Annotated in this window: 18 protein-coding genes; 9 read left to right on the top strand and 9 right to left on the bottom strand. The window is 60.7% G+C overall.

The features are described from left to right. Nucleotides 1-115: 115 nt before the first annotated feature. The 5 genes from OU993_RS24495 to OU993_RS24475 all read left to right on the top strand — a co-directional run bounded on the left by OU993_RS24495 (nucleotide 116) and on the right by OU993_RS24475 (nucleotide 4,255). Nucleotides 116-586 (top strand): RidA family protein, encoded by a 471-nt coding sequence (locus OU993_RS24495; protein ID WP_268161532.1) that lies wholly within the window; start codon nucleotides 116-118, stop codon nucleotides 584-586. Beyond that, a complete protein-coding gene (locus OU993_RS24490; protein WP_268161531.1) occupies nucleotides 583-1,320 on the top strand; it encodes a glycerophosphodiester phosphodiesterase in 738 nt (245 codons plus the stop codon). The genes OU993_RS24495 and OU993_RS24490 overlap by 4 nt, the downstream gene beginning before the upstream one ends. After that, on the top strand, nucleotides 1,317-2,546 hold the full coding sequence (locus OU993_RS24485; protein ID WP_268161530.1) for a GNAT family N-acetyltransferase: 1,230 nt from the start codon (nucleotides 1,317-1,319) through the stop codon (nucleotides 2,544-2,546). Before OU993_RS24490 ends, OU993_RS24485 begins: the two co-directional genes overlap by 4 nt. Further along, nucleotides 2,527-2,952 carry an HIT family protein gene (locus OU993_RS24480; protein WP_268161529.1) on the top strand — a complete coding sequence of 142 codons (426 nt, stop codon included), beginning with the start codon at nucleotides 2,527-2,529 and terminating at the stop codon, nucleotides 2,950-2,952. Before OU993_RS24485 ends, OU993_RS24480 begins: the two co-directional genes overlap by 20 nt. A 166-nt stretch (nucleotides 2,953-3,118) precedes the next feature. Beyond that, nucleotides 3,119-4,255, top strand: a complete 1,137-nt coding sequence (locus OU993_RS24475) for a GGDEF domain-containing protein (RefSeq protein ID WP_268161528.1) — start codon at nucleotides 3,119-3,121, stop codon at nucleotides 4,253-4,255. Nucleotides 4,256-4,268: 13 nt separating this feature from the next. Here the strand turns inward: OU993_RS24475 and OU993_RS24470 are convergent, their stop codons facing one another. From OU993_RS24470 to OU993_RS24435, 8 genes are all read right to left on the bottom strand, one after another. After that, nucleotides 4,269-4,604, bottom strand: coding sequence for an AzlD domain-containing protein (locus tag OU993_RS24470; RefSeq protein WP_268161527.1), 336 nt, complete (start codon nucleotides 4,602-4,604; stop codon nucleotides 4,269-4,271). Continuing rightward, nucleotides 4,597-5,370 (bottom strand): AzlC family ABC transporter permease, encoded by a 774-nt coding sequence (locus OU993_RS24465; RefSeq protein ID WP_268161526.1) that lies wholly within the window; start codon nucleotides 5,368-5,370, stop codon nucleotides 4,597-4,599. Before OU993_RS24465 ends, OU993_RS24470 begins: the two co-directional genes overlap by 8 nt. A gap of 95 nt (nucleotides 5,371-5,465) precedes the next feature. Then, a complete protein-coding gene (clpA, locus tag OU993_RS24460) occupies nucleotides 5,466-7,997 on the bottom strand; it encodes an ATP-dependent Clp protease ATP-binding subunit ClpA (protein WP_268161525.1) in 2,532 nt (843 codons plus the stop codon). 9 nt (nucleotides 7,998-8,006) lie between these two features. Beyond that, complete coding sequence (gene clpS / locus OU993_RS24455; protein WP_268162520.1) at nucleotides 8,007-8,360, bottom strand: ATP-dependent Clp protease adapter ClpS; 354 nt, start codon at nucleotides 8,358-8,360, stop codon at nucleotides 8,007-8,009. Nucleotides 8,361-8,620: 260 nt separating this feature from the next. Beyond that, nucleotides 8,621-8,971 carry a phasin family protein gene (locus OU993_RS24450; RefSeq protein ID WP_268161524.1) on the bottom strand — a complete coding sequence of 117 codons (351 nt, stop codon included), beginning with the start codon at nucleotides 8,969-8,971 and terminating at the stop codon, nucleotides 8,621-8,623. A gap of 208 nt (nucleotides 8,972-9,179) precedes the next feature. Then, nucleotides 9,180-9,383 (bottom strand): DUF3126 family protein, encoded by a 204-nt coding sequence (locus OU993_RS24445; RefSeq protein ID WP_268161523.1) that lies wholly within the window; start codon nucleotides 9,381-9,383, stop codon nucleotides 9,180-9,182. Between the two features lie 126 nt (nucleotides 9,384-9,509). Beyond that, nucleotides 9,510-10,334 carry a serine O-acetyltransferase gene (cysE, locus tag OU993_RS24440; protein ID WP_268161522.1) on the bottom strand — a complete coding sequence of 275 codons (825 nt, stop codon included), beginning with the start codon at nucleotides 10,332-10,334 and terminating at the stop codon, nucleotides 9,510-9,512. Between the two features lie 83 nt (nucleotides 10,335-10,417). Next, nucleotides 10,418-11,203, bottom strand: coding sequence for an alpha/beta fold hydrolase (locus OU993_RS24435; RefSeq protein WP_268161521.1), 786 nt, complete (start codon nucleotides 11,201-11,203; stop codon nucleotides 10,418-10,420). Nucleotides 11,204-11,358: 155 nt separating this feature from the next. Here OU993_RS24435 and OU993_RS24430 point away from each other — a divergent pair, with 155 nt between their 5' ends. Both OU993_RS24430 and OU993_RS24425 read left to right on the top strand, forming a co-directional pair. Continuing rightward, nucleotides 11,359-11,604, top strand: coding sequence for a zinc-finger domain-containing protein (locus OU993_RS24430; RefSeq protein ID WP_268162519.1), 246 nt, complete (start codon nucleotides 11,359-11,361; stop codon nucleotides 11,602-11,604). Nucleotides 11,605-11,620: 16 nt separating this feature from the next. Beyond that, a complete protein-coding gene (locus tag OU993_RS24425; RefSeq protein ID WP_268161520.1) occupies nucleotides 11,621-12,790 on the top strand; it encodes an FAD-dependent oxidoreductase in 1,170 nt (389 codons plus the stop codon). Here the strand turns inward: OU993_RS24425 and OU993_RS24420 are convergent, their stop codons facing one another. Further along, the gene (locus tag OU993_RS24420; protein WP_268161519.1) at nucleotides 12,791-13,981 is read right to left on the bottom strand and encodes a cystathionine beta-lyase; all 1,191 of its coding nucleotides are present in this window, start codon (nucleotides 13,979-13,981) and stop codon (nucleotides 12,791-12,793) included. It abuts the gene before it with no gap. Between the two features lie 358 nt (nucleotides 13,982-14,339). Here OU993_RS24420 and OU993_RS24415 point away from each other — a divergent pair, with 358 nt between their 5' ends. Together OU993_RS24415 and OU993_RS24410 are read left to right on the top strand one after the other, a co-directional pair. After that, nucleotides 14,340-15,362 carry an amino acid ABC transporter substrate-binding protein gene (locus OU993_RS24415; RefSeq protein ID WP_268161518.1) on the top strand — a complete coding sequence of 341 codons (1,023 nt, stop codon included), beginning with the start codon at nucleotides 14,340-14,342 and terminating at the stop codon, nucleotides 15,360-15,362. 120 nt (nucleotides 15,363-15,482) lie between these two features. Beyond that, nucleotides 15,483-16,685 (top strand): amino acid ABC transporter permease, encoded by a 1,203-nt coding sequence (locus OU993_RS24410; RefSeq protein WP_268161517.1) that lies wholly within the window; start codon nucleotides 15,483-15,485, stop codon nucleotides 16,683-16,685. Nucleotide 16,686 lies beyond the last annotated feature (1 nt).

Genomic DNA, 16,686 nt, shown 5'->3' with positions numbered 1-16,686 from the left:
ATGGGACTCAATGGCCATTGTTATATGTACGCCATCGAGTGATGCGTAGGGTGATAACCCCACTCGTCCTGTGTGACGGAATCAAGTCTTTTTTACAATCAAGCTGGAGAATGAAATGTCGGATGCGATCGAAGCCCGTCTGAAAGAGCTGGGGATAGACCTGCCCGTCGCGGCGGCACCGGCCGCCAACTATGTTCCCTATGTGCTGAACGGCAACACGCTCTACATTTCCGGCCAGCTGCCCATGGAAGGCGGCAAGGTTGCCGTGACCGGCCTCGTTGGCGGTGACGTCGATGTCGCAACTGCCCAGCGCGCTGCGGAGCTCTGCGCGATCAACATTCTGGCCCAGGTCAAGGCCGCGCTCGGCGGCGATCTTGGCCGCGTCCGCCGTGTCCTCAAACTCAACGGCTTCATCGCGTCCGCGCCCGGATTCATCGAACAACACGTGGTGATGAACGGCGCCTCGAACCTCGTCGCCAATGTTCTGGGCGATGCCGGCAAACATGCGCGCGCCGCCGTCGGTATGGCCGCCCTCCCGTTCAACGCCGCCGTCGAGGTCGACGCGATCCTGGACGTCGACGCATGAGCACCGACGCAAGCTGGATCAAGGAGATCCCGGTCGCCCATCGTGGTTATCACGATCTCAACAAGGCCGTCTGGGAAAACACGCTCTCCGCCTTCAGCCGCGCGGTCGAAGCGGGTTTCGCCATCGAATGCGACATCCAATTGTCCGCCGACAGCGTGCCGATGGTCTTCCATGATGACACGCTGGAGCGGCTCTGCGCGATCAAGGGCGATGTGCGGGAAAAGATGGCGTCCGAACTCGGTCTGCTCTCGGTCGGTGGCACCTCCGACCGCATTCCGAAGCTCAAGCAGTTGCTCGACCTCGTGAAAGGCAAGGTGCCGCTGGTCATCGAACTGAAGGGCCGCAGCGCCGAGGAAGACGAGGGTTTCGTCGAAACCGTGCTCGAGGTGCTCGAGGGTTATCAGGGCCACGTGGCGCTGATGAGTTTCGATCATCATCTGCTGAAGGATCTGAAACGGGTCGGAGCACCCTACCCGGTCGGCCTGACAGCCATGGGCGATACGGCAGAAGAATTCTTCAAACACGACGAAGCGATGCAGCTCGGGCTCGATTTCATCTCCTACCACTGGGCGCATCTGCCGAACAGTTTCATCACGGCACAGCGTCAGCTCGGCATTCCGGTGATTACCTGGACGGTCAGGGATGAAAAGGCGCGCGCCCATACCTATACTCATGCAGACCAGATGACGTTCGAGGGTTTCGACCCCAGAGAAAGCAGTCCCTCTGCCGCATGACCGAAAAGCTCACCCTCCGCGTTGAAAACTCCCTCTCGTCCATAGCGCCTGAGCGCTGGGGCGAGCTTTCCGGAACACGACGCGGAGGGGCTCTGCCCTTCAATCCCTTCCTCTCGCATGCCTTCCTGTCCTCGCTGGAGGAATCGGGGTCGGCCTCGTCCAGGACCGGCTGGCTCGGCCACCACCTGCTCCTGGAGGATGAAAACGGTCGGCTCATCGGTGCCGTACCCGGCTATCTGAAAAGCCACAGCCAGGGCGAATATGTCTTCGATCACAGCTGGGCCGATGCCTTCGAGCGGGCGGGCGGGCAATATTACCCAAAAATCCAGTGCGCCATCCCGTTCACGCCGGCGACCGGGCCGCGGTTGCTGACTGGCCTAACCGATGATGTGGCCACCCTTCAGGCAACACTTGCCGCCGGGTTGGCGGAAGTCACGCGCCAGTCAGGCGTCTCGTCCGCGCATGTCACGTTCCTGCCGGAAACGGAACTGCCGGCCTTCGAGGACGCGGGCTTCCTGCACCGCACCGACCAGCAATTCCATTTCATCAACAAGGGGTATGCCAGCCACGAGGAATTCCTCGGCGAACTCTCCTCATCCAAACGCAAGAACCTGCGCAAGGAACGGCGGCAAGCGCTGGAGAACGGTATTACGATCGACTGGCTGACCGGCAGCGACCTGACGGAAGAGATCTGGGACCAGTTCTTCGCCTTCTATATGGATACCGGCAGCCGCAAATGGGGACGTCCCTATCTCAACCGGCGTTTTTATTCGCTGATCGGCGAACGCATGGCCGACGACATCCTGCTGGTGATGGCCAAGCGCGATGGCCGCTACATTGCCGGCGCCATCAATTTTATCGGCGAAGAGACGTTGTTCGGCCGGCACTGGGGCTGCATCGAGGACCATGCCTTCCTGCATTTCGAGGTGTGTTACCACCAGGCGATCGATTTTGCCCTGGCGCACAAACTGAAACGGGTGGAGGCCGGCGCGCAGGGCGAACACAAGCTGGCGCGCGGTTATCTGCCGATCACCACCCATTCCGCCCATTACATCACCCATCCGGGGCTTCGCCGCGCGGTTGCCGATTACCTGAAACAGGAGCGGCGGCAGGTGGAATATACCGGCGAGGTCTTGACCGAACACAGCCCCTTCCGCAAGGGAGAGCGGCAAGACGGCATTTCTATCAGGAAGGATTCAGACGGCCATGACGAACCTGACCTATGACGCAAACAACATTTTCGGAAAAATCCTGAAGGGCGAGATCCCCTGCCACAAGGTTTACGAGGACGACGACACGCTGGCCTTCATGGACGTGATGCCGCAGGCGCCCGGCCATCTTCTGGTGATCCCAAAGGCCGGTTCGCGCAACCTGCTGGATGCCGATCCCGCCGTTCTCGCCAAACTGTTTCCGGTGGTGCAGAAGCTTGCGGTTGCCGCACGGGATGCCTTCGAGGCCGATGGCGTGCTGATCTCGCAGTTCAACGAGGCGGCCGTCGGCCAGACGGTGTTTCATCTGCATGTTCACGTCATTCCCCGCAAGGAAGGTGAGCCGCTGAAACCACATTCCGGCAAGATGGAAGATCACGCGGTGCTGGCCGCGCATGCCGAAAAAGTTCGGGCGCACCTCTAAGCTCCGTTTCCGCCTCCTGGACCCCGATTTTTCAGGGGCAAACCGGCAAAATTGGAGAATTTGCGTCAATTTTTGGAATGAAATCATAAGAAGTTCGGCGCATCTATGATGGTGCGCCGGTCACTGGTCCGGTCAGACTGTTTTTTCCATCAGGCATCCAGACGAGATGATTGCTCGCATTTCCACCGACCGGCGTCCCGCCGTGGACAAGGAGGCTCCGATCCGGGCGGAGCTGGTGGATCTGCTGTATGCATCCACCTTCAACGTGGTCTTCATCGGTTTTGCCGCAGCCTTCTTCTGCAGCCTGATCGCCCGCAGTGCCGGAGATCCGGTCTTCGGTGCCTTCACGGTGCTGGCCCTGCTGATCGCGGGGATCCGTTTTGCCATCGACCGGGCCTATAGACGCTACCGGCAGAGCCATTCGACGCAATTCTGGGAACGCGCCCATTCGGCCGGCAGCCTGATGTTTTCCGTGCTGGTCGGCGCCATTGGCGCCTACACCTTCTGGCGGGCCTCGGGCGAAGCACAGCTGTTCTCGGCCGTCTTCCTTGTCAGCTATTGTACGGGGATCGTCACCCGGCTTGCCGTACGCCCCAAGCTTGCCATTGCCTGCGTCAAGATCGCAGCATTGCCCTACATCATCATCCTGCTGATGCATCCGCTGTTTCTCTATCAGATGCTGGCGCTGTTCCTGCTGCTGATGTCGCTTGCGAGCCTGCAACTGATCCGCACCAGCTATCGGCTCACCTTCGATGTCTTGATCACCCGTGCCGAACTGGCAGCGCTTGCCGGCAGCGACCCGCTGACGGGACTGGCCAACCGGTTCACCGTCGATCAGCAATTGCAGCGGCTCTTCCTCAGCCAGCAGGTGGGCCCGGGCCATGCGGTCGCCGTGCACTTCATCGACCTTGACCACTTCAAGGCCGCCAACGACACCTACGGTCACGCGGTGGGCGATGCGATCCTGGTCGAGGTTGCCCAACGTCTGAACGAGCTTCTGCCGTCCGACGGGATCGCGGCCCGGCGTGGTGGGGACGAATTCCTGGTGATCCAGCCCAATCTTGCAGCGTCGTTGGATGCCGTCCGCCTTGCGAAAAGGATCACGGCGTCGCTCTCTCAACCCTATACGATCATGGACGTGGAGGTGACGATCGGCGCCAGCGTCGGTGTTGCCGCGACCGACAACACGCAGGAAACACCTCAGCGGCTGATCGTTGCTGCCGATCACGCGCTCTACGAGGCCAAACGCAAGGGTCGCGGGATCGTCGAATTCTCCGACGTCGCGATCGATCAGGTTGCCTGAGACCTTTTGGCGGTCAGAGGGTGAGAAGACCAATGATCAGCAGCGAGATCGACACGACCACGCAGACGATGACCCGCTGACCGGACAGCAGGAAGGCCAGGAATCCCGCCCCCAAAGCGCCCAGGCGCAGCCAGAGCGGCGTATCGGCCAAAGTCCCCGTCGGAAACACGACAAGCTTCGAAGTCACCGCCATCACAAGCGCGGTCGCAACCGCCCTCACCCACTGCAAGGCTTCGGAATCCTCATCCAGCCGGTTTCCGATGATCACGCCGAGATAACGCCAGACATCCGTTGCCAGCCAGCCGGCCACGATGATGACGACATAGACCCACCAGCCGTTTTCACTCATGGCCGATCTCCCCGGCAGGCGATGCTGCGACCGGCGGCTTGCGCCTGCGAATGACAAAACGGTCGACGAGATAGGCAAGCGTGCCGCCGCCGATCCCGGCATAAACGACGTCGAATTCCGGCGACACGAGCGCAAAGGCCGGCCCCAGAACGACGCCCATCACAAAGGCGAGCTTCACGACCGAATGACGGGCGCTCGCCCAGATGGAACCGAAAAAATAGACCGGCGTCATCATGAACAGCGCGCCGGCAACGATCGGCGGAAACTGTGCGACGATGCCGTAACAGACGCCGACGATCAGCGCGTTGACGAGCGTCAGCGTGATGGCAAAGCCGCCGAAATAGGCAGTACGGCGTTCGCGCGGCACATCGTTCAGATGCTGGATCGCAAACACCCAGGAGGTGATCGCGACGAAATGCGACAGAAACAGCAAAAGCCAGGTCGGGCTCTTGTCGTTTTTCATGTCCGGCATGATGGAGGCGACCATCGGCATCATACGGATCGATGACAAGGTGACGGCGAGAAAACTCGCCGCCAGTGGCGCCCCGCCAGCCATGGTGCCGATCAGGATCATCTTGGCCGGCAGCGCCCAGACGGCCAGCGTCATGAACACCGCCTGGTCACGGGTGACGCCCGATTCCAGCGCAAAGGCGCTGAAGCCGACGAAGGATGTCATGAGGATGAGGGCGGGAAGAGAAAGGATACCGCGCATTCCGGTCATGAACCAGAAGAGGCCGGAACGCATGTCAGAATCGGAAGAAGGCATGGAAATGTCCGAAGGAATGCCGCCTGCAACCGGACGGCACAAAACAAATATGCCGGGGATCTCTCCCCGGCAATCTCTGTCAGCGTTGAAAACGCTTATTTCTTCTTCGGAACCCGCGGAACCGTGGAGCCCTTGCGGGGCTTGCGTTCATCCGGCTCTTCCGTCAGCACATCGCTGTCGGTCTCGAGTTTTGCCTTCGGCGCCGGTTTGTCGCGTGCGGGCGATTTCGCGCTCGGCCCGTCCGTCTTGGCCTTGCCGGCCTTCGCCTTAACGGTCGTTTCTTCGACTTCCGGCGCCACCTCGGGCTTCGGTTTTACCGGCACCGCTTCCGGGATCGATTCCAGAACAAGTCCGTCCTTGCCATCGTCCTTCTTGCCGACGGTGACCTTGACCACGCCACCCTTGCGCAGCGCGCCGAACAGGATCTCGTTGGCGAGCGGCTTCTTGATGTGTTCCTGGATGACACGCGAGAGCGGACGGGCGCCCATACGTTCGTCGTAACCCTTTTCGGCGAGCCAGGCGACGGCATCCTGGTGCAGGTCGAAGGTGACGTTGCGTTCGGAGAGCTGGGTCTCCAACTGCATGACGAACTTCTGGACGACCTGATGGATGACCTCGGTCGGCAGCGGCGCGAAGGGGATGATCGCGTCCAGACGGTTGCGGAATTCCGGCGTGAACAGGCGGTTGATCGCCTCCTCGTCCTCACCGGTGCGCTTCGACGAACCGAAACCGATTGCGGCCTTGGCCATTTCGGCGGCACCCGCATTGGTCGTCATGATCAGGATCACGTTGCGGAAGTCGATCTTCTTGCCGTTGTGATCCGTCAGCGAGCCATGGTCCATCACCTGCAACAGGATGTTGTAGATGTCCGGATGCGCCTTCTCGATTTCGTCGAGCAACACGACCGAATGCGGATGCTGGTCGACCTGGTCGGTCAGCAGGCCGCCCTGGTCGAAACCGACATAACCGGGAGGTGCACCGAGCAGACGGGAAACCGTGTGCCGCTCCATGTATTCCGACATGTCGAAACGCAGCAGCTCAACGCCAAGCGACGAGGCAAGCTGCTTGGCCACTTCCGTCTTGCCGACGCCGGTCGGGCCGGAGAAGACGTAGGAGCCGATCGGCTTGTTCGGTTCACGAAGGCCGGCACGCGCCAGCTTGATCGCGGTGGCCAAGGCCTCGATCGCCTTGTCCTGACCGTAGACGACGGAGCGCAGTTCCTTTTCCAGATTGGCGAGAACCATCTCGTCATCCTTGGACACCGTCTTCGGCGGAATGCGGGCCATGGTGGCGATCGTAACCTCGATCTCCTTTTCGGTGATCAGCTTGCGCCGCTTGGAGGCCGGCAGCAGCATCTGGGCCGCCCCTGTTTCGTCGATCACGTCGATCGCCTTGTCCGGCAGCTTGCGGTCCGAGATATAGCGGGCCGAGAGTTCGACGGCCGACTTGATCGCCTCATTCGTATAACGGAGCTTGTGGTATTCCTCGAAATACGGCTTCAGGCCCTTCATGATCTCGATCGCGTCATCGATCGACGGCTCGTTGACGTCGATCTTCTGGAAACGGCGAACGAGCGCCCGGTCCTTTTCGAAGAACTGGCGGTATTCCTTGTAAGTGGTCGAACCGATGCAGCGGATCGCGCCGGAGGAGAGCGCCGGCTTCAACAGGTTCGAGGCATCCATCGCGCCGCCGGAGGTCGCCCCGGCACCGATGACGGTGTGGATCTCGTCGATGAACAGCACGGCGCCCGGATATTCTTCCAGTTCCTTGACGACCTGCTTCAGACGTTCCTCGAAATCACCGCGATAGCGCGTGCCGGCAAGCAGCGTGCCCATGTCGAGCGAAAAGATCGTCGCATCGGCGAGCGCTTCCGGCACCTTGCCTTCCACGATCCGCTTGGCGAGACCTTCGGCGATCGCCGTCTTGCCGACGCCCGGGTCACCCACGTAGAGCGGGTTGTTCTTTGACCGGCGGCACAGGACCTGGATGGTGCGGTTGACCTCATCGTGGCGGCCGATCAGCGGATCGATCCGACCATTCTTGGCTTTTTCGTTCAGGTTGACGCAATAGGCCTTCAGCGCGTCCGGCGCCTTCTTGCCGGCACTTTCGTCCTGATCGCCGCGCGAAGCCTTCGCATCGGCTTCACCCTCGTCGACGCCACGCGGCGGACGGACCTGGGATGCGCCCGGCCGCTTGCCGATTCCATGCGAGATATAGTTGACGGCGTCGTAGCGCGTCATCTCCTGCTCCTGCAGGAAATAGGCGGCATGGCTTTCGCGTTCGGCAAAGATCGCCACCAGCACGTTGGCACCGGTCACTTCTTCGCGACCGGAGGACTGAACGTGGATGACGGCGCGCTGGATGACGCGCTGGAAACCGGAGGTCGGCTTCGAATCCTCGTCATAACCGGTCACGAGGTTGGAAAGATCGTTATCAACGTAGTCCGAAACCGTCTTGCGCAGGGCTTCGAGATCCACATTGCAGGCTCCCATCACGGCGGCCGCGTCAGCGTCGTCGATCAAGGCCAGGAGCAGGTGTTCCAGCGTTGCATATTCGTGGTGCCGCTCATTGGCGAACGTCAGTGCCTGATGCAGCGCCTTTTCAAGACTCGGCGAAAATGTTGGCACGTGCGGTCCTCACTTCTTTTCCATGACACATTGCAGCGGATGCTGGTGCTGGCGGGCAAAATCCATGACCTGGCTCACCTTGGTCTCAGCAACCTCATACGTAAAGATCCCACACTCGCCGACGCCATGATGGTGCACGTGCAGCATGATGCGGGTGGCCGCTTCGCGGTCTTTCTGGAAAAAACGCTCCAGAATATGAATGACGAAGTCCATAGGCGTGTAATCGTCATTCAGAAGAAGGACGCGGTAGAGGTTCGGCCGTTTCGTCTTGGGCTTCGTGCGGGTGATGACCGACGTGCCCCGATTGCCGTTGTCGCCGTGATCGTCCTTTTCGTTCTGCATTAAGATCGGCTCTGCGATCATCATTTCTATTCCCCATCATCCGGCTTCGCGGACACAGCAGCCATGTGAAACCGAACATCAGACGCTTTTATTTAGTTCGCCATCCGCTGATTTTAAGCCCCTTGCTCCAAGGCGCAATCACTATTCCATGACTAGCCTTGCCCGGAACAGGAAAATCGACCTCCCGGAGAGGCGCCGGAATCAAAAAGGGCCGGTCGCACGTTGCGTGCCGACCGGCCCTTCGAATTTTTGTCGCCTGGTGGCGGGCAGACGCGTGCGCGTCAGGCCGCCTGCGAAGACACGACGGCTGTCGCCTTCATCATCGGTGCCTCGTAAGGCTTGTAGGCGCTCTTGGCCAGATCGGCATACATTTCGCTGAGCTTCATGGATTCCGCCAGGAAGCTTTCGTAGGCCGTCTTGGCAAACTTCGTCTGCACTTCGTAGACAGCTTCAACGCTCCGGGCGGAGGTGAGCTGTTCCATATAGCTCACCATCTCCTGGAAGGACTTCTTCTGGTAATCGCCAGCTTCCGAGGCGATCGCCTGAAAACCCTTCATCATGTCCGAATAACTGCGCATCATGCCGTCCACCGTTTCTTTGCTTTTACGGCTGGCTTCGTCGAGATTGAACATTCTCCGCCTCCTGAGGGGTTGGTTCGCAGTTGCGAATACAATGATTCCGCAGTGCGAAAGTCAACCCGCGCAAGGCTGTGCAAGCGTTAACATTTTCGATTTATTTTCGTAGCCCCTAAAAAGCGGGGAGAGCTTTGACGAAACACAAAAAAGAATGGGGCCACGAAGGGCCCCAGGACAGTCATTGTCGATTGCCGACCGATCGACGTCACAGATCGACGTCGAGGATCGCCATCGAAAAGTTGTAGGACCGATCATCGTCCTCGTCGTCGACATAGACAACACCGAGAAATTCGTCGCCGGCGTAGACCTCGGCGGAATCGTCCTTTCTCGGGCGCGCTTTCACGCTCATCGAAGGGTTGAACACCCGCTTGAAATAGGCGTCCAGCTTCTTGATCTCTTCGGCTTTCACTGGTTTTTCTCCGTCAGCGTTCGCATTGCGGTGGCTTTTGGCACGGGACAAGTGCGAAAGTAAAGCGCAACGGCCCGTCATCCCCGCACGACTTGCCGCTGCGCAAAGGCGAGCGCGAAGGCGCTATCAATCCTCCGAACGCAACATCTGGTCCATCAACCGCGACGGTTCCGAACACCCTGCCTCTCCCACCACCTTGGCCGGAACGCCGGCAACGGTGGTCTTCGGCGGAACAGGCTTCAGCACGACGGAGCCGGCCGCCACACGCGAGCAATGCCCGATCTCGATATTGCCGAGGATCTTGGCGCCCGCACCGATCAACACACCGTTACCGATCTTCGGATGACGGTCCGCGCCTTCCTTGCCCGTGCCACCCAGGGTGACACCATGGAGGATGGAGACATTGTCGCCGATGACCGCAGTCTCGCCGACAACGAAACCCGTCGCATGGTCGAGGAACACGCCACGACCTATCCGGGCTGCCGGATTGATGTCCGTCTGGAAGACGCTCGATGCACGGCTCTGCAGATACATGGCAAAATCGCGCCGGTCGCGCTTCAGCAGCCAGTGCGCCAGACGATGGGTCTGGATCGCATGGAAGCCCTTGAAATAGAGAACCGGCTCCAGGAAACGCATGCAGGCCGGATCACGGTCGTAATAGGCCTGGATGTCCACCCGCAGGATGGCACCCCATTCCGGCCAGTCCGCCTGCATTTCCTCAAAGGTCTGGCGCAGCAGCACCGCCTGGAGATCGGGATGGTCGAGACGCTCGCAGATCCGGTGGATCACGCAGTCTTCGAGGGACCGGTGGTTCAGCACCGTCGAATAGAGGAAGGCCGCCAGCAGCGGATCACGCTCGGCCCCTGCCCTTGCCTCCTGACGGAGGGTGTCCCAGATCGGATCCACGGAGGCCACAGGCTCCGCGGAACGAATGTCAGTGCGTGCCACCATGGCAATATCCTCGTTCGCGCCAGAGCGCATTATATAGAACAGTATTACACAAACACCAATGGCGGCGGAACGGCCGGCATTTTTCAGCGCCCGCCGATCTCGCGGTGGAACTCCAGAACCGCAGCCTTGAACACCCGGTCACCGACCGCCAGCATGTGGTCGCGGTTCGGAATGTCGAGCGCCCGCGCATTCGGCATCAGTGCCGCGAGTTCCTGCGGCGATCCGGCGATGTCGTCCTTCGTTCCGACACCGATCAGGGTCGGCACGTCGATACGGCCCATGTCGGCGCGGGAGACCAGATCGCGCGAGCCACGGATACAGGCGGCAAGCGCTTCCCGGTCACTCTTCGTCTGGTCGGCAAAGGCGCGGAACATCCGACCCCTGGCATGGGTGACATCCTCCAGCGAGGGCGCCAGCAGCGCATCGGCGATCGGATCCCAGTCGCCAACACCATCGGTCATGCCGATACCGAGACCGCCCAGAACCAACGAGCGCACGCGGCCCGGATGCGCGAGCGTCGCAAAGGTCGAGATCCGCGCGCCCATCGAATAGCCCATCAGATGGGCATCCGGCAGGGCCAGATGATCGAGGAGGGCCATCGCATCCTCTGCCATCACCCAGGGCCGGTAGGCATCCACCTCACGCGGCTTGTCGCTTGCGCCATGCCCGCGGTTGTCGAGGGCAATCACCCGGTAGCCGGCATCTGCGAGCGTCTTGAGCCAGCCAGGATGCACCCAGTTGACGTTCGCCGTCGAGGCAAAACCGTGGATCAGCAGGATCGGTTCGCCGGCGGGATCGCCTTCCTCGAAATAGGCCAGCCGAAGGCCCTGATGGGTGAAGGTCGAAAACTGCGGCGTGTTGAGATTCATGATGTCGCCTTCCTGATCACGTCTGCCCCCTCCGATCCTCTGGGATCGATCGGCGCGGGCCGGATTTTTTTGACGGGCCTCGCCGTCTTCCCACTACACTTTCACGACCTGCCTCTATAATGTCCGCGCCAGAAATTCAAAGCATGGAGAAGACTATGGCCGGTCACGGCATTCCTCACTTCCAGAACGACGGTGGACATCGCCTCATCGAGGTGGGCGTCAAGGAATTCATGTGCACCGGCGCCAATGTCCCGTTCGACCATCCGCACATCTATATCGACATGGGCGACGACAACGAGAAGGTCTGCTCCTACTGTTCGACGCTTTACCGCTACAATCCGACACTGAAGGCGGAAGAAACGAACCCGCCGGGCTGCGTTTTCCACGTCAAGGCCGCCTGACCGAAGACACCACGACATGACGATCAGGAATGCCGCCATCATCGGCGCCGGTATGGCCGGCCTCACGGCTGCTCTGGCGCTGGCACAACGCGGCGTCAGGGTGCATGTGCTCGAACAGGCACCTTACCTTGCCGAAGTCGGCGCCGGCCTGCAGATTTCCCCCAATGCCTCGCGGATCCTCGCCAAACTCGGCGTCCTGTCCGGCCTTGAGGCTTTATGGACGGAGCCCGACCGCATCTCGCTCGCCTCCGGCCGCACGCTTGGCCGGGTCGCGCATGTGCCGGTGGGACGTTCCGCACGGGAACGCTGGCGAGCCCCTTATGGCGTGCTGCATCGCGCAAGCCTTCAAGGCGTGCTGCGGCATGCCGTCGAAGCCAATCCGATGTGCACCCTGCATCTTGGCCGGCGTATCAACCACGGCGATGCTGCAATCATCGCGGATGTGATCGGCGAGCCGGCGGACCTCATCGTCGGTGCCGATGGCGTGTGGTCGAGCGTGCGCGATTCCATCGCATCTGCGCCCGAGCCGGACTTTTCCCAGAATGTCGCCTGGCGCTTCATGGTCGAGGGGCATCGGGCGCCGGGATTTCTGTCGCCGCAATCGGTGACGGCCTTCCTCGGCCCATCCGCCCACATCGTCTGTTATCCGCTCAAGGAAACCGGCGGCTTCAACATCGTCGCCATTGCCGCCGGCGTGACGCCCGGGGAAACCTGGGAGGCGAGTGCGACCGCCGAGGAAACCAGCATGCTGCTCCGGCAGTTCCGCGGCTGGAATCCGCAGATCATCGAGATGCTGCGGCAATGCGAAAACGCGAAATTCTGGCCGCTCTACCAGGTCAGCAACGGCAACTGGCACAACGGGCACAACAAGGTGCTGATCGGCGATGCGGCGCATGCCATGATGCCATTTGCCGCGCAAGGGGCTGCCATGGCGATCGAGGATGCCTGGGAACTGGCACAGCAGGTGAGCCGCCCGGTCGCCGACCTGCCGCAGGGGCTTGCCGCCTACGAGACAATCCGCAAGGCCCGGATCGACAAGGTTCGGCGGCGCGGCAACTTCAACCGCTTCGCCTATCACCTGCGTGGACCGCTGCGGCTTGGCCGAGACATCGTTCTTGCCCTTCGTCCGCCGCAATCGCTCGCGGCGGATCTGGATTGGCTCTACGGCTACGAAAGCACCGTCTGATCAGACGGCGCTTGCGGCGGCAAAACCGATTTCGAGATCCTTCTTCAGGTCTGCGACATCTTCCAGGCCGATCTGCAGCCGGATGACCGGGCCTTCCGACGGTGCCTTGCAGATCGTCCGGTCGCTCAGGTTGACGTGGACCGCGAGGCTCTCGTAGCCGCCCCAGGAATAACCCAGACCGAAGATTGACAGGGCATCGAGGAAGGCATGCGCCTTCGCCTTGAAGTGCGCCTGGCTGTCTGCCTTCAGCACGAAGGAAAAGACGCCGCTTGCGCCCTTGAAATCGCGTTTCCAGATCGCGTGGCCGGGAAAACTTTCGAGCGCCGGGTGCAGCACGCGCGCCACGTCATCACGTCCCTCAAGCCAGCGGGCGATGTCGAGCGCGCTTGCCTGGTGATGCGCCAGACGCACACCCATGGTGCGCAGCCCGCGCAGGATCTGGTAGGAATCATCCGGTGCGCCACAGGTGCCAAGCGTGATCTGCGCCTCATGCAGTTTCGGCCAGTGTTTTGCATTGGCAGAGACCGAGCCCATGATGATGTCCGAATGGCCGGACGGGTATTTGGTCGTGGCATGGATCGAAACATCCACGCCGAAATCGAGGGGCCGGAAGAACAAGGGCGTTGCCCAGGTATTGTCCATGGTCACGACGCAGTCATGCCGGTGGGCAGCTTCGGCGACAGCGCGAATATCCTGCATTTCCATGGTGTTGGAGCCCGGCGCTTCGGTGTGTACCAGCCGCGTGTTCGGCCGGATCAGGGCCTCGATGTCCGCGCCCAGCGACGGGTCGTAATATTCGACCGCAACGCCGAGGCGGGTCAGCATCGTGTCGCAGAAATGCCGGCAGGGCGAATAGACCGAATCGACGATGAGGGCGTGATCGCCCGCCGAGAGATAAGCGAGAAAGGGCACGGTGATGGCGGCGAGCCCGGACGGCACCAGGATCGTTCCGGCCGCGCCTTCAAGCTCGTTCAGAGCCTCGCACAGGGCATCAGTCGTTGGTGTTCCGCGTGTCCCGTAGGTATATTTCTGCCCCCGCATTTCCATGGTCTTGCAATCCGGAAACAGGACGGTCGAGGCATGAACGACCGGCGGATTGACGAACCCATGGAAACTCGAAGGGTCATGACCGAGATGGGCCAGGCGCGTGTTGTCGCCAGCCTGGTTTAGGGAAAGCTGTTTGTTTTTCATCGGGAAGCGGCTTTCGATTGATGGATGCCGCACTGTTGTTAAACCAGGATGACCAAGGGTCAACCCCTCTCCCGGCGCCGTTGCGCCGTGCCCCCGCACACCCAGGTTCGGCTGACGCTCTATTCAGCATTGCATGCCCAGAATTTCACACTCTGCCTAATATATCAGCAGCACACGCCATTTTGTCGGATTTAAGGCGCTAATTTAAAGTGCAAGACTTGACCCCTGCCCATATTTGCGACTGAGATAGGCACAGCTCGTTTGGGAGGCCTTACGCGAGCGGTTCCGGCCTGTCGTGACGTTGGCGCGATGACGGAGCTTTGGGTCGATCTAAAAAACACAGACAAAGGTTGGGAAAATGAAAAAGACGATTCTGTCAGCCGCGATTGGCGCGGCAGTCCTTGGCACTGCCTCGGCTGCATCCGCTGCCACGCTTGACGACGTGAAGGCAAAGGGCTTCGTCACCTGCGGCGTAAGCCAGGGCATCCCGGGCTTCTCGAACCCGAACGACAAGGGCGACTGGTCCGGTCTTGACGTCGATTATTGCCGCGGGATCGCCGCTGCCGTGTTCGGTGATCCGTCGAAGGCAAAGTTCGTCGCTCTGTCGAGCAAGGACCGTTTTCCGGCCCTGCAGTCCGGCGAAGTGGACGTTCTGACCCGTAACACGACCTGGACCATCAGCCGCGACACCTCGCTCGGCTTCAACTTCCGTACCGTCAACTACTATGACGGTCAGGGCTTCATGGTGAAGAAGGGCCTGAACGTGAAGTCGGCTCTCGAACTCTCCGGCGCTGCCGTCTGCGTCCAGCAGGGCACGACCACCGAGCTCAACCTCGCCGACTACTTCAAGGCCAACAACCTGCAGTACAACCCGGTCGTCTTCGAAAAGGAAGCCGACGCAACCAGCGCCTATGACTCGGGCCGTTGCGACGTCTACACCACCGACCAGTCCGGCCTCTACGCAATCCGCCTGAAGATGAAGAACCCGGACGAGAACATGGTTCTGCCGGAAGTCATCTCCAAGGAGCCGCTTGGCCCGGCCGTTCGCCAGGGTGACGACAAGTGGTTCGACATCGTCAGCTGGGTTCACTACGCCATGGTTGGCGCCGAAGAGCTTGGCGTGACCTCGAAGAACGTCGACGAAATGAAGACCAGCGGCGGTCCGGACATCAAGCGCATGCTCGGCTCCGAAGAAGGCACCAAGATCGGTACCGACCTCGGCCTGACCAACGACTGGGCCTATAACGTCATCAAGACCGTCGGCAATTACGGCGAAGTCTTCGCCCGCAACCTTGGCCCGGACACCCCGATCAAGATCGAGCGCGGCCTGAACGCACAGTGGACGAAGGGCGGCCTGCAGTACGCCCCGCCGATCCGCTAAGCCGCCTTTCCAAAACTGGAAAACCTGAAAGGCGGGGGAATACCTCGCCTTTCTACGTATAAAAGACCCCAACACGGGCAAGAACAGCTCCAAAGAGCATGGCAAGAGGGAAAGGCGCTGATGGCAGGCTTCGCGCTGAATTTGGCAAAACCAGAAACGCAACGATCATCCACGTCATCACTCATCTACGATCCGAAGGTACGCGGCGTATTCTACCAGGTCCTGACCGTGGCCCTGGTTGCGCTCTTCGTGTGGATGGTGACGCAGAACACGATCAACAACCTGGCGAAGGCGAACATCGCCTCCGGCTTCGATTTTCTTGAAGGGCGCGCTGGTTTCGACATTGCGCAATCCCTCATCCCCTACAGCAGCGATTCGACCTACGGCCGCGCGCTGATCGTCGGTCTTCTGAACACGCTGCAAGTGGCATTCTTTGGCATCATCACGGCTTCGATCCTCGGCTTCGTCGTCGGTATTGCCCGCCTGTCGAAGAACTGGCTGATTGCAAGGCTTGCGCAGGTCTATGTGGAAATCTTCCGCAACATCCCGCCGCTGCTCGTCATCCTGTTCTGGTACAAGGGCGTCATCTCCGTCCTGCCGCAGGCCCGCGATTCCATCGCCATGCCGCTGTCCTCTTATCTGAACAACCGCGGCCTGTTTTTCCCGAAGGCGATCTGGGGTGACGGCGCGTGGATGATCGGCGTGGCACTCCTCGTCGCGATCATCGCATCCATCGTGATCTTCCGTTGGGCCCGCAAACGCCAGGCGGCCACCGGCCAGCAGTTCCGCTCCGGCTGGACCGCAATCGGTCTGATCATCGGGCTTCCGATGCTGACCTTCCTGGTGCTCGGTTCGCCAGTCACCTTCGATTACCCGATCGCCGGCCGCTTCAACCTCACCGGCGGCAGCACGATCGGTCCGGAATTCATCTCGCTGTATCTGGCGTTGTCCTTCTACACGGCCTCCTTCATCGCCGAGATCGTGCGCGGCGGCATCCTGGCCGTGCCGAAGGGACAGACGGAAGCGGCAAGCGCGCTCGGCATCCGCCCGAACGTCACCACCCGCCTCGTCATCATCCCGCAGGCAATGCGCATCATCATTCCGCCGCTGACCAGCCAATTCCTCAACCTGACGAAGAATTCGTCGCTCGCGGTTGCGGTCGGTTTTGCGGATGTCGTCGCCGTCGGCGGCACCATGCTGAACCAGACCGGCCAGGCGGTCGAGATCGTGGCACTGTGGCTGGTTATTTACCTGTCGCTGTCGGTCACCACCGCTCTGTTCATGAACTGGTTCAACGCGAAAATGGCGCTGGTGGAGAGATAAG

This window comes from Rhizobium sp. SL86 (assembly GCF_026672545.1).
In the GTDB taxonomy this organism is placed as follows: domain Bacteria; phylum Pseudomonadota; class Alphaproteobacteria; order Rhizobiales; family Rhizobiaceae; genus Neorhizobium.
The sequence above is the reverse complement of the archived record's forward strand: the minus strand, read 5'-3'. Positions and strand labels throughout refer to the sequence as shown.